Source organism: Streptomyces sp. DH-12, from assembly GCF_002899455.1.
Lineage (GTDB): Bacteria > Actinomycetota > Actinomycetes > Streptomycetales > Streptomycetaceae > Streptomyces.
Genome location: NZ_PPFB01000001.1, coordinates 390,906 through 403,431, shown reverse-complemented (window position 1 = coordinate 403,431; position 12,526 = coordinate 390,906). Strand labels below are relative to the sequence as shown.

9 protein-coding genes and 6 pseudogenes are annotated in these 12,526 nt (G+C 70.1%); 8 read left to right on the top strand and 7 right to left on the bottom strand.

What is annotated here, in order from left to right:
* The first annotated feature begins 28 nt into the window (after window positions 1-28).
* A complete protein-coding gene (locus C1708_RS01090; RefSeq protein ID WP_106410851.1) occupies window positions 29-1,384 on the top strand; it encodes a GH1 family beta-glucosidase in 1,356 nt (451 codons plus the stop codon).
* A gap of 311 nt (window positions 1,385-1,695) precedes the next feature.
* The gene (locus C1708_RS35560) at window positions 1,696-1,827 is read left to right on the top strand and encodes a hypothetical protein (RefSeq protein ID WP_274543339.1); all 132 of its coding nucleotides are present in this window, start codon (window positions 1,696-1,698) and stop codon (window positions 1,825-1,827) included.
* A gap of 129 nt (window positions 1,828-1,956) precedes the next feature.
* On the opposite strand, the gene C1708_RS01080 is transcribed toward C1708_RS35560, so the two are convergent.
* Window positions 1,957-3,972, bottom strand: a complete 2,016-nt coding sequence (locus tag C1708_RS01080; protein WP_106410849.1) for a SpoIIE family protein phosphatase — start codon at window positions 3,970-3,972, stop codon at window positions 1,957-1,959.
* 290 nt (window positions 3,973-4,262) lie between these two features.
* Here C1708_RS01080 and C1708_RS34735 point away from each other — a divergent pair.
* Both C1708_RS34735 and C1708_RS01070 read left to right on the top strand, forming a co-directional pair.
* A pseudogene (locus tag C1708_RS34735) lies at window positions 4,263-4,376 on the top strand (MarR family transcriptional regulator); the annotation flags it as partial.
* Window positions 4,377-4,799: 423 nt separating this feature from the next.
* Window positions 4,800-5,177 (top strand): hypothetical protein, encoded by a 378-nt coding sequence (locus C1708_RS01070; RefSeq protein WP_106410848.1) that lies wholly within the window; start codon window positions 4,800-4,802, stop codon window positions 5,175-5,177.
* 90 nt (window positions 5,178-5,267) lie between these two features.
* Here the strand turns inward: C1708_RS01070 and C1708_RS34730 are convergent.
* The 3 genes and pseudogenes from C1708_RS34730 to C1708_RS01055 all read right to left on the bottom strand — a co-directional run.
* Window positions 5,268-5,450: pseudogene (locus C1708_RS34730) on the bottom strand (IS630 family transposase); the annotation flags it as partial.
* 1 nt (window position 5,451) lies between these two features.
* Window positions 5,452-5,613: pseudogene (locus C1708_RS35760) on the bottom strand (helix-turn-helix domain-containing protein); the annotation flags it as partial.
* A 250-nt stretch (window positions 5,614-5,863) separates the two neighbouring features.
* A complete protein-coding gene (locus C1708_RS01055) occupies window positions 5,864-6,298 on the bottom strand; it encodes a hypothetical protein (RefSeq protein ID WP_106410847.1) in 435 nt (144 codons plus the stop codon).
* Window positions 6,299-6,473: 175 nt separating this feature from the next.
* Here C1708_RS01055 and C1708_RS01050 point away from each other — a divergent pair.
* A pseudogene (locus C1708_RS01050) lies at window positions 6,474-6,790 on the top strand (transposase); the annotation flags it as partial.
* Between the two features lie 91 nt (window positions 6,791-6,881).
* Here C1708_RS01050 and C1708_RS01045 read toward each other — a convergent pair.
* Complete coding sequence (locus C1708_RS01045) at window positions 6,882-8,138, bottom strand: serine hydrolase domain-containing protein (RefSeq protein WP_241911132.1); 1,257 nt, start codon at window positions 8,136-8,138, stop codon at window positions 6,882-6,884.
* A gap of 178 nt (window positions 8,139-8,316) precedes the next feature.
* On the opposite strand from C1708_RS01045, the pseudogene C1708_RS34720 reads away from it, so the two are divergent.
* Window positions 8,317-8,484, top strand: a pseudogene (locus C1708_RS34720) (transposase); the annotation flags it as partial.
* Window positions 8,485-8,871: 387 nt separating this feature from the next.
* On the opposite strand, the gene C1708_RS01035 reads toward C1708_RS34720, so the two are convergent.
* Together C1708_RS01035 and uppS are read right to left on the bottom strand one after the other, a co-directional pair.
* A complete protein-coding gene (locus C1708_RS01035; RefSeq protein ID WP_106410846.1) occupies window positions 8,872-10,221 on the bottom strand; it encodes an oxygenase MpaB family protein in 1,350 nt (449 codons plus the stop codon).
* A 146-nt stretch (window positions 10,222-10,367) separates the two neighbouring features.
* Window positions 10,368-11,057 carry a polyprenyl diphosphate synthase gene (gene uppS, locus C1708_RS01030; protein WP_241911406.1) on the bottom strand — a complete coding sequence of 230 codons (690 nt, stop codon included), beginning with the start codon at window positions 11,055-11,057 and terminating at the stop codon, window positions 10,368-10,370.
* Window positions 11,058-11,435: 378 nt separating this feature from the next.
* On the opposite strand from uppS, the gene C1708_RS01025 reads away from it, so the two are divergent.
* Both C1708_RS01025 and C1708_RS01020 read left to right on the top strand, forming a co-directional pair.
* Complete coding sequence (locus tag C1708_RS01025) at window positions 11,436-11,810, top strand: hypothetical protein (protein WP_133169038.1); 375 nt, start codon at window positions 11,436-11,438, stop codon at window positions 11,808-11,810.
* A gap of 65 nt (window positions 11,811-11,875) precedes the next feature.
* Window positions 11,876-12,237, top strand: a pseudogene (locus tag C1708_RS01020) (transposase); the annotation flags it as partial.
* Window positions 12,238-12,526 lie beyond the last annotated feature (289 nt).

The window sequence follows — 12,526 nt, the reverse complement described above, 5'->3', positions numbered from 1 at the left end:
ACCCCAGTCACCCAGAGAGGCACCCTCAGTGTCCGAAGCGATAGACCTCGCCGCCTTCCCCCGCGACTTCGTGTGGGGCACGGCCACTTCCGCCTACCAGATCGAGGGCGCCGTCTCCGAGGACGGCCGGGCCCCGTCGATCTGGGACACCTTCTCCCACACCCCGGGGAAGGTCGACAACGACGACCACGGCGACGTGGCCTGCGACCACTACCACCGCTGGCCCGAGGACATCGCCCTCATGAAGGAGCTGGGCGCCGACGCCTACCGGATGTCCATCGCCTGGCCCCGCGTCGTCCCCGGCGGCGACGGCCCCCTCAACGCGGCCGGCCTCGACTTCTACGACCGCCTCGTCGACGGCCTCCTCGACGCCGGCATCACACCCAACATCACCCTCTACCACTGGGACCTGCCCCAGGCGCTCCAGGACCGCGGCGGCTGGACCAGCCGCGACACCGCCGAACACCTCGCCGCCTACGCCTCCGCAGTCTCCGGGCGGCTCGGCGACCGGGTCACCCGCTGGGCCACCTTGAACGAACCCCTCTGCTCCGGGTGGATCGGCCACCTCGAGGGCAGGATGGCTCCGGGCCTCACCGACCTGACCGCCGCCGTGCACGCCTCGTACCACCTGCTGCTCGGCCACGGACTGGCCGCGCAGGCGATCCGCGCGGCGGTGCCGGGCGCCCAGGTCGGGCTCGTCACCAACCACTCGACCGTGGAGGCCGCCTCCACCCGGCCGGAGGACCTCGCGGCGGCCACTCGCATGGACGGCCACACCAACCGCTGGTGGCTCGACCCCGTGTACGGCAGGGGCTTCCCCGCCGACATGCGCGAGCTCTACGGCGTCGAACTGCCCGAACGCGCGGGCGACCTGGAGACGATCGCCGTCCCGCTCGACTGGCACGGCCTCAACTACTACTTCCCGGTCACCGTCGCCGACGACCCGGCCGGCCCCGTCCCGTACGCCCGCGAGTTCCGCCTGCCCGACGTGCCCCGCACCGGCATGGACTGGCAGATCGACGCCGACGGCCTGGAGGCGTTCCTCATGCGGCTGACCGACGACTACGGCGTCCGCGAGCTGTACGTCACCGAGAACGGCTCCGCCTTCCCCGACACCGTCGCCCCCGACGGCACCGTCGACGACCCCGACCGGGCCCGCTACCTGGAACAGCACATCAGCGCCTGCGCCCGCGCCGTGCGCAAGGGAGCCCCCCTCGCCGGCTACTACGCCTGGTCCCTGCTCGACAACTTCGAATGGGCCTACGGCTACGACAAGCGCTTCGGCCTCGTCCACGTCGACTACGCGACACAGACCCGCACCATCAAGTCCAGCGGCCACCACTACGCCGACATCATCCGTGCCCACCGCCGGCTCCAGGCCTGACCGGCGCCCCGGAGCATGCTCCTGTCGGCGGAGACGGATGCGCCGCCAGGAGCGCGGCGGGCCGAGAGGGCGCCGGTTCCGGCCGGTGCCCGCACGGTGCCTTCTGCGGCGTCGGCGCACACCTCGGCCAGGGGTCCGGCTGTCGGCTTCCCCTCCCGAGCGGTAAGCCACATCAGAGCGGCATCTTTACCGGGAAGCCGTGTCCCAACCCGACGCGGTCCCTTGATCCCTGCTGGTCAGGAATGGTTTCGCTCGGGTTGAGGGAGGCATCGCGACGTCTTGTGTCCGCTTCATCGGTCGAGGGGTGCGCGGTGGCGTCGGTGCCGGGGATGCTGGAGGAGCGAGAGGCGGCTGCCCGCGTGCGGGTGGAGGGCTTGCGGGAGGAAGCCGCGCGGTCGGCTGAGGTGCTGGAGGCCGCCGAGGCCGAGCTGGACCGGCGGTGATCGCGCGGGAGGAGCTGATCGAGGCCCCGGCAGTCTCCGCGGCCGCGTCCACTGCCGTGACCACGACCGGGGCGGGGGAGGAAGCGGCGCCGTCGCTCGCCCTTGCTCGTGGCGGGGGCGGGCGGGGTGCTACGGCACGGACAGGCGCAGGGCCACCAGCGCCGTGTCGTCGTCGTTGTCGGCGGTCAGCATCCCGGCGAGCAACTCGTCGCAGAAGGATTCCAGTGGGCGCCGGGCCGCGGTCGACGCGTGGCGGCGCAGCCGGTCCAGTCCGTCGGTGAGGTCTTCCTTCCGGCGTTCGACCAGCCCGTCGGTGTACAGCAGCAGCGTGGAACCGGGAAGCAGGGGGTGGACGGCGGTGCTGTGGCGGGGGTCGGGGAGCAGGCCGAGCATAGGGGAGCGGCCCTCGTCCAGGAAGTGTGCGGTGCCGTCCGCCTCGACGAGCAGCGGCGGAGGGTGTCCTGCCACGGAGTAGTGGAGCTGCAAGCGGCCTGGCGCCGGTCGTTCGATCCGGGCCAGGACGCAGGTGGCGGTGCACTCGAGGTACAGGGTCTGTATGGATGCGTCCAGGCGCCGCAGGATCTCGCCGGTGGGTTCCTCACGGTCGAGGGCGAGTCCGCGCAGCATGTTGCGCAACTGGCTCATGGTGACCGCGGCGGGCAGGTCGTGGCCTGCGACGTCACCGACGGTGAGGACGGTGGCGCCGTCGCGCAGCACGAAGGAGTCGTACCAGTCGCCGCCGACTTCGGCGGCCGAGCTGCTGGGCCGGTAGCGGACGGCGATGCCGAGGCCGGGGACGTCCGGCGGCTCGGTGAGCAGGCTGTGCTGGAGTGCGAGCGCCACCTGCCGGGTTCGCTGGTACTCCAGAGCGTTGCTCAAGGGGGTGTGGGCCCGTTCCAGGAGCGTCTGCAGCAGACTGATCTCCGACTGGCCAAGGGGTGGGCGGTCGCCGTTGACGCAGGCGACGACCAGGGCGGCGGTGGTGCCGTCGACGACGACCGGAAGCAGGACGACGCTGTTGGCGTCGGGCGCCAGCCAGGGTTCGGCGCCGGGCAGGGCGATACCGGGCGGCGGTGAGCCGGGCGGGAAGACGGCGTGGACCGGGCGGCGCCGGTCGGCGGCGCGGACGAGGGCGCTGTCCGGGCCCAGATGCTCGGCGCCGTGCGGGAGCGGGACGGGAGGGCCCTGGCGGGTCACGGCGGCGACGCGTTCGGCGGTCAGGGCGGTCCCCGGAGTGCGGTGCAGGGCCTGTGGAAGGAGGTAGGAGGTACAGCTGTCGGCGAGCTCGGGCACGATCACCGCGGTGAGGGCGGCAAGCATCTCGTCCGGCCGGGCGGTGTCCGCCGTCACGGCGGTCGCCCGGGCCAGCAGCTTCTCCCGGCGGGCATCCTGCCACTCCTGCTCGACGTCCCGGCACGTGCCTATCCACTCGATCACCGTGTCCCCGTCGCGGACCGGCGCGGCGTCGACGGCGAAGTGCCGGTAGCCGCCCGTGGCCAGCCGCAACCGGTAGGCGTGGGTGAAGCGCGGCTGCACCTCCCGCAGGGCGCGGCTCCACCGCTCGATGACGGCGGCGCGGTCGTCGGGATGGACCGCGTCGATCCATCCGTCGCCGCGGAACTCCTCCCAGCTCTGCCCGGTGACCCGCTGCCAGCCCGGGCTCGGCTCGGTCACACCTCCTTCCGGGCCCGTCACCCACACCATCTCGGACCCGGCGCGCACCAGGCTGCGGTAGCGCAGCAGTGCGCGGCGTCGCTCCTCGGACAGGACACGGATCCGCCGTGCGGCGGTCACCTGCTCAGTCGTTTCCACGACCACGCCCAGTACGCCACGACTTCCGTCACTCACCGTCGCACGGGAGACGCTGAACGTGAAGTAGCGTGTTCCCTTCCGTGGTGAGTCCGCGAAATCGAGGTCGATGGGAACGGCCGTGAGCACCTCGGCCTCGCCGGTGGCGAGGACCCGGTCGAAGATGTCGAAATAGCCGGACTGCGCGAGGTCGGGAAAGGTGCGCCGGAGGGGCCGGCCCAGCGGACGGTCACCGAAGGTCTTCCGGTAGACGGCGTTGGTGTACGCGAGTCGGTGCTCCGGCCCCCGGGTGAACACCACACCGATCGGAGCGGGGTCGAACATCTCCAGCCTCATGCGGGCCTCCACCTGCCCCTGCCCGGGAAGTGAACGTGGGCAACGAATCCCCAGTACCCCGCGTCCAGGGCCCGACGCTCGATCTCCGTCATTCTGGCTCGTCGAAGGCGGGCGTCATCCACGCGGCGCTGACCTGGTCGTCTTCTCCACGGCACGTCGGCCGAGACGTTCCGGCGGCCGTACGACAGCACCGAGGGCGTGCTGGACGGCACGCGCTCGGGGCTCACGATGTCGAAGAAGAGGTCTTCGGACGCCCGCATCGCCGCCACGAGCCGCGGAGGCGGCCGGTCCGTCCCGCCGTGGGGGTGCTGGTGTCCCTGCTCGCGGCCGGGGAACCTCTGCGTATCGGGGGGATCGCCGACCGCATGCAGGTCGTGGGCCCGCACGCCACCCGCCAGGTCCAAGTCGGGGTTGATCATGTGACTGTCGGCTTGATCGCTCGTTGATGTGGGCATGGGGAAGCGTCGATCGCGGCCGGCACCGGTGTCGCCCTCTCCACCGAGCTGGGCAGTTCGGCACCGGTGGCCGGGCCCTGTACGCCCCACGCCCCGACGCCCCGGATTACTGGGACTGGACCGGCGGCACTTCCTCACCGTCCCGGGCCGACTTGCCGGCGACACCTTCGACCAGATGTCGGAGGAAGGTTGGCCGTGCTGCTCGGAGGTGGAGGTGTGCGTGCCGGGCCGGCCCCGCACGGCGTTGGCGGCGCTGGGCTGACAGGGTCGGTCCGCCGACCGACTCGCTGGTGCTGTGACCGGGATGGTTCACCGTGATCGGAAGGCGGCTCGCGGGACGAGCGCACGCGCAACGGCTGGTATTACTGGGGCATGCAGGAAGAAATTGCACGCTCCGCGATCGACACGTTCATCTCCGCGTTCAACGCCTCGGACGACAGCTATGTGACCTCCCTGCTCTCCCAGGCGCTGACCTCGGACGTGGTCTTCTGGGGGCCGTTGGGTCGCAGCGAAGGAATCGCGGCGGTCGAGCGGTTCGTGCTGGACATCCGGCGCCACCCGGCGGGGACCGGCACGATGGTGCGCTGCTCGGCGGTGGACATGCCGGACGAGTGGGCCCGGTACCAATGGGTCTTCACCACGCCGGATGGAGGTCCCCGCCTGGCGGGAACGGACGTCGTCCATCTGCGGCGGAGCCTCATCGACCAGGTCATCGTCTTTGCGGGGGAGATCGAACCGTCCGCCTCCTGAGCCGTCCTTCTGTCGCTGTCCTTCTCCTGAACTTGCCCTTCCGGCGCTCGGGGCTGCGGTTCGCGGTTGGCCGGACTGCGGTGTTGAAGGGCGTCCGCCCCAGCGGATGCCCTTCTCGCCGCGGACCCGGGCGCGTTCCTCGCGTTGGGCGGCGAGTACGTCGGGGTGGCGGGCGTCGGTGTTGCGCCAGCGCGGGCAGCGGTGCGGTGCCTGGGTTTGCGCGGGGTGGCTGCGGTGGTGGGAGTCGGCCAGGGTGAACTGCCGCAGCGGGCCGAGCCTTCGGCCCACCCTGCGACCAGGCTCTGCGCCAGCGCTGCACCGACCGGACGCTGACCCGCAGGTCGTGCGCGATGTCCGCGTTTTCCTCGCCCTGCCGGAACCGCTCGGCCGCCTCCATCCGCAACTTCTCGCGGAAGGCCTGCCGTTCGTCGGTCAGACCACCGCCCTGGGCCCTACCTCATGTACTCGGCATACCGCAGGAATCACGGGTCGTCAGCCCTGCCGGCACCACGCTTCGAAGGTCAGTGATCGTGACCGCTTCACGGAAGTCGTGCCAGAAGCAGAAATGGCTCTGGCTTAATTTCCGTCAGCACGTAGCCGTGAGGGACACCGGCTGGGCAGGCAGCGGGGATCGACCCGAGTACGCGTGCTGCCCGCATGTCAACCGAGCTGCTGACGGAGGAGTCTCAGTCGGCAAGGTCTCTCGCTTCGTAGCTGGCCAGCCCCAGGGCGAGCAGGGGCGGGACCAGTGCGTTCAGATACCACGCCATATCAGTCAGGGCTGGTGCTCCAGAGAGCCTTCGCCGGTCGATCGTCGGGATGAAGGAACAGCGTGATCGGCCGGCGTGAAAAAGTAGCTGGCCACCGGTTTCCGCAGTCGAGTGATAGATGCAGACGCCGACGTGGCGGTCGATGTTGTCCGGTGAGTCCACCACGGTCAGGACCTCAGCTGCCTGATCGGTTGAAGCCGACTGCCAGTCGAACAGGTCGTCGTTGTTGACCATGCAGGAGAGACCAAGCGGTTCCTGCAGCGACCACCCCTCACCGCCCAGAGCTCGCACCACGGCGTCAACGGTGACGGCACGGGCGAACACGAGATCGATGTCGGCGGTCCTGGACATTCGCGGCTCCTGTGGTGGGGCTGTTCGATGTCGGAAGCGTTTCACGTGTTGGCATCGGTCAAAGGGTTGAGGAACATCCATGTCAGATCGTGCGCCAACCTCGCGCTTTCACCAAGCGGGCTGTCCGAGTGGTGGGAAAAAAGCGGGAAGTGTCTCTGACCTGCAACGATGGGACTTGCTGAGGGTCCTGTGCTACCCGCGTGTCCGCGTCGAGGGCGGCGGTCGTGGGCGGTCTCGCAGGCCGGGGCCGTGCTGCTGGTGGAGACGGCCCGCAAGACCGGCCTGCACCAGGCGCTGTCGGCGGCGTTCGCGCCGTGGCGCAAGGACCGGGCGGTGCACGATCCGGGCAAGGTGCTGCTGGATGTGGCGCTCGCGGTGGCGCTGGGCGGGGACCGCCTGGCCGATGCCGCGATGCTGCGGGCCGAGCCGGCCGTGTTCGGGCCGGTCGCCTCCGACCCGACCGTCTCCCGGCTCGTCGACACCCTCGCCGCACGGGATACGGATCTTGACCGTCCCCCGCGCCGCAGGACGCGACTCCTTTCGAAGAAATCAAGCGGTGTCTTCTGCGGGTGTGCGCCCCTGGTCACCCGTTCTTCCGGTCGCCGCACACCGCCCGGTCCAGCAGGCGGACCGCGGCCTCCGCCTGCTCGAGGAAGCGCTTCTCGTCACCGAAGCGCGTGGTGAAGACAGCGGCCGCGGCCGACACCCGGCCGTCGGACGTGACGGCGGTCTCGGAGGCGGTGCCGAAGGACGTGCCGCCGTGGTACCAGATCCCGCCCCCGCAGCCCTCGGCCGGGCGCCAGGCGAGGCCGAGCCCGTAGCGGGCCCTGCCGTCGGTGGCGTAGCCGGGCGCCGGGACGGTGGTGCGCATCTGCTCCAGCTGCTCCGGCGGCAGCAGCCGGCCGCCCATCAGGGCGCGCAGGAAGGTGTTCATGTCGCGGGTGGTGCTGATGATGCCGCCGTCCGCGCCGCCGCCTACGGCCAGCGTGGTGTCGGTGAGGTCGTCCCGGCCGGGGAACTGCGTGTACCCGGTGGCCGTCGGCATCGGCACGTACGGCGAGGTGCCCGGTATCAGCGTGCGGCGCAGCCCCAGCGGCTCGATGATCCGGTCGTGCACCTCCTGCGCCCAGGGGTTGCCAGTGGCCTTCTCGATGACCATCCCGAGCAGCACGTAGTTGGTGTTGGAGTACGCCCACTGCGTCTCGGCGCCCGGATCGTCCGCGTCCGGCAGCCAGCCGGGGGCGCGCTCCATCGCCACGGCGACCTGTTCCTCGGGGGTCTGCGAGCGGAACCGCTGTGCGTGGAAGCGCTCGGGCGTCAGCTCCGCCGGGTCCTCGAAGGCGATGTCCGTGTAATCGGCCAGTCCGCTGGTGTGCTGGAGCAGGTTGCGCAGGGTGATGCGGCTGCCGTCGTTGCCGTTGCCGGCGACCACCCCGGGCAGCCACTGCTCGACGGTGTCGTCCAGGCCCAGCGTGCCCTCGCCGACGAGCTGGAGCGTGGCCACGGCCGTGAAGGTCTTGGTGTCGCTGCCGATGCGGTAGTAGGCGTCGAAGGGCACCCGGCCCCCGTCCTTCAGGCTCGCGGTGCCGGACCGGGCCTGCCTCTCGCGCCCGGCCGCGTCCCGGGCGAGCACCGTCAGCCCGGTGGCTCCCGTGTCCCGTACCGCGTCCGCGTCCCGCTGCAGCCGCGACCGCGCGTCCCCGCCGCCGGAGCCCATGGCCTCGGCCGTGGTGCCCGGCCCGAGAAGCGATGCGGTCCCGATCGCGGCGACCCCGGCCACGGCCAGCCCCGCACGCCACCGTCCGGACCGGCCCCACCGCGCACTCTTCGTGATCTCCATGGCCGGAACGCTACGGAGGGCCGGCGCCGCGGACCATCCAGCTGGCTGCCCGGACGGGGGTGGTGCTGGCCCCCTGCCACCCGGCGGCCACCGCCCTCCTTGCCGCACCCCCTAGCGCCGTGACGGTGGTTTCCGGTCGACCTGGGCCCGGGTGGGGACGCCGCCGGCAGTCCCCCGGTTCGCGGTGGTCCCGCGTCGTTGGGTGGCGGAGCGGACGTTCGCCTGGCTGGGACGGTGCCGCCGCCTGTCGAAGGACTACGAGTACCTGCGCGTCTGCTCGGAGAACGCCACCTGCCTCGCCATGGCCATGATCCTGATGCGTCGCCTCGCAAGACCAGTCCACTGAGGGGCTTTTCAGACGCCCTCTGGGCGAGGGCGCGCGATGAGGACGCGCCGGCGCTCGCCGCCGGAGAGCCGGTCGAAGGGGCAGTCGGCCAGGGCCTGTCTCTTTGGCCCGTCCCGGCAGCGCCACCAGGAGATGCCACGGCGGTCTTGACGCTGTTCGTCCCTCGGGTGCTCCTGGGTGTGATGCTCGTGCTGGACACCTTCGAAAGGTTCCTGTTCCCTCCTCCCGGTACGCCGTCGCAGGACTTCGGAAGCTCACCTGACCGCGGAAAGCGGCACCTTGCGCAACCGCCTTCGCAGGAAGGCCGGTCGTAGGGCACGACCGCTGTGCCAGCGGCCGTGCTCGCGCCAGGAGATGCCGTCTCCGGCTGGTTGCCTGTCCGGGCGGTCATGCTTCGGCGAGGAGGGGATCGTAGGGGGTGGTGCGCCGGCGTGCGGACATGAAGGACAGGAAGTCGTTGATGAACGCGCTGCGGCTGTATGTCTCACCGGTCCCAGTGGTGTCGCGGTGGAACGCGGTCCGGAACAGGGACCGGTACTCGTCCGCGTCGATGCTCTGGTCACCGTTCTTGTCAGTCACGTCGAAGAGGACTTCGGCGACCCTGATCAGTGCGGGACCGGCGAGCGACGGGACGGCGGAGGCGTACTCGTGGGCGCTGATGCGGCCGTCGCCGTCGGCGTCGAGGGCCGCCTGCAGTTCCCGCCACCAGTCCGCGTAGGCGTTGTAGAGCCGGGTCTCCTCGGGCTCGTCCAGGTCGAGCCGACTGGAAAGCTCGCGGGCCATGGCGGCGAGGTCGGGCCAGTCCAGGTATCCGTCCCCGGTCTGGTCGAGGACGTCCGTGAAGAACTCCTCCGCGCCACGCTGCGTCGTGGTGGTCGCGGCGGGCTCCGGTTCCGGGGGCAGCGGGGCGATGAGGCGGATAAGGGCGCCGGCCCGCTTCATCCGATCACGCAGGGCGGCGATCGTCCTCGCGCGGGGATCGTCGCTGTCGGGGGAGAGTGACAGCAGTTCGGCGATGCTTTCGGCCTGGATCCACCCTTCGGGCAGGAACCGGGCCAGACCGGCCGCCAGGTACACACCCTGCATCAGGGTCTGCACCCCCGCGATCTCGGGCAGACCGGCTCGCCGCCGGAACGGCTCCGGCAGGGACGCCACGGTGATCGCTCCGATGACCGGGCCGGCGACGGCCCGGCCGGTCGCCCACAGGGCAGGAAAGCCGTTCAGTACGGGTGGTGCGGGGAGGTGGTCGAAGAGCTTGTAGAGGATGATCCGCATCGCCTCGGTGTTCTCCAGCTCCTCAGCGACCACCCGGTCGTAGTAGGGCCAGAACTCGTCCAGGGTGGGCGGCAGATGGCCGGCTTCGTCCCCCATCGCGGCCAGGAAGGCCTGGAACTCGGCGTACAGCTGCTCCATGGTCTTCTGCTCGAGGGGCTGTCCGCTGAGCCGGCACATGGTGACGGCGCTTTCGAACATGGTCGCCACCACCCAGGCACGCACACCCGGGTCCATCGCGTCGTAAGGCCGATCCCGTGCGTCGGTGCCGTGCAGCCGTGCGTGCATACGGTTGAGCCGGGTCGCCTCCCTCTGCCGTACGTGGTCGTCGGCACCGAACATCCGCCGCAGGCTCATGAAGGTGTTGCTCAGTCTCCGCCAGGGATGGACGACGAAGGTGGAGTTCTCGATCAGGGCGGCACCGATCTGCGGGTGCGCGGCTTCGAGCACGGTTGCCCGAATCATGGCCAACGCCCAACGCGGGTCGTTGAAGAGCGTGTGGAACTGTGAGCCGGGACCGAACAGGGGCTCTCCTCCGAAGTCGCGATCCCCGGTTCTGTGGCCCCCTGTGCCGGCACCAGCGGTGGGGGACTGAGGACGGTCTGCAGTCGTCACGATCGGGTTTCTCCGTTCTGGGTCGGCAGTACGCCGCCGAAGCGGCGCTCGCGCTGCCGGTAGGCGTGCAGGCACTCGAGGAAGTCGGACGCGCGGAAGTCGGGCCACAGCGCCGGCGGGAAGACCCATTCGGCGTAGGCGACCTGCCAGAGCATGAAGTTGGAGATGCGCTGTTCGCCGGAGGTGCGGATGACCAGGTCGACATCGGGGGTGTCGGGAAAGGGCAGATGAGCGGCGAAGCTCTCCTCGGTCACGGCCTCGGACGGCACGCCGCTGCGGATCAGCGACCGTGCGGCCTCCACGATGTCCCTGCGGCCGCCGTGATCGAAGGCGACGGTCAGCGTCATCTGCCGGTTCTGGTCGGTCAGCGTCATCAAGTCGGCGATGTCCCGGGCCAGTCCGGGAGGGATGCGGGGATCGGTCATGCCGAGGAAACGGCAGCGGATGCCCCGCGCGTGCAGCAATGGGGCGTGCTTGCGTACCACTCGGCGCACCAGGTGCATGAGGAATTCGATCTCTGTGTCCGGGCGGCGCCAGTTCTCGGTGGAGAACGCGAACAGACTCAGCCACCCCACTCCGGCCGCCCGCGCTGCCTCGATGACGTCGATCACTGTTGTCTCTGCAGCGCGGTGGCCGGAGGTTCGTGGAAGCGATCGTCGCGCTGCCCACCGGCCGTTTCCGTCCATCACACACGCGACGTGACGCGGCACCTCACGCGGCTTCGGCGGAGCCGTTTCCTCGGCAGCGGCAGTACGGGCAACGGGCTCAGTTGTGGACTGCTTCACTGTCACGTCCGCCCCTCTCAGCGGTCGAGACGGACGCCGTCCCGCAGTGGAGGAGGCATCGTCCAGCGGCACCGCCACCGTCTTACGGTCATCAACGGAAGGCTGACAGCGTTCGACGCCGCATGGTCCGCACATCTCATGAATTCACCCTTGGTACGTATGTGCGGGTCGGAATGAGGTGAGGGCTGGAGACTCGCGTTCGGATCATCTTCGTCGTGCTGCTTCGTGATGACGTGAGCCGTTGACGCAGAGCGGAGTCCAAGGCGATGATGGCGCGTGATGGCACCCGATGAGCTGGACGTGGGCATATCGGTAGAGATGACGGTGCTGCAGTGGCATCACATCGATGGCGGCGTGGATAACGAGGTCTCGACAGCGGTGGAAGACGGCCGCGACGACATCATCGAGACAGGCCACGCTGTTCGCGAGGCTGGCTGGAGCCAGGTGGCGGGCTGGATCGCTGGTGTCCCCGGGTCCGGCAGATGGCCGCCGAATGACGAGCGTGCCACCGTGACGTTGAGCCGAAAACAGTGGCGATTCGTGGTGCGCGTCCTCGACCACTGGGAGAGTGTCGGCCGTCCTGCAGGTGACAGGGAGTTCTGGCCGGTGCTCCGGGGGATCATCCTCGCAGGTGTGGGCGACGAGCCAGCGTAAGAACTCCCAACGAAATGATCTTCGAGGTGGTTGGACCGCTCCGGGACCGTTGACCGGGGTGTGGGGTGGGTCGGCCGAAGCCGTGGGAAGTCGACGACGAGTCGTGGGCGGTGATCGAGCCGCCGCTGCCCAGGATTGAGCGTCGGGTCCGGCATCCGGGACGGAAGCGGCATCCGGACCGGCTGGTGTTCCAGGGCATCTTGTTCGTCCTGCACACCGGGATCAGCTGGGGACACTTGTCGCAGGAACTCGGCTTCGGTTCGGGCATGACGTGCTGGCGCCGACTGGCCGACTGGCCGACTGGCCGACTGGCCGACTGACCGAGTGGACCGAGGCCGGCGTCTGGCGCCGGCTCCACGAGGGTTTCCTGGCCAGACTCCACAGCGCGAACGCCCTGGACTTCTCCCTGACGGCGGTCGACAGCTCCTGAGCTGCGTTTTCGGTAGTGGCAGCGGGGGCGACGGCCTGGCTGCGTCTTCTGCAGGCCGACCGCTTCAGTGTGCGTGTGACGGGGTCACGGTCGGCTCGTGGGTGAGGCAGCAGAGCGTCCAGGAGCCGCCGTGTCTCTGCCACGGTGAGCGGGACGAAGGGTGATCCGTTTCTGCGGCCCCCTTCGCGGCCTCGCCGCCGGCCTGGGGTTGTGCTGTGCTGGTCAGCGGTTGCGCTTGGCGGGCGTTGCCGCCGGCTTCGGGGCGTCGAAGTCGTGCTTCGTCGTC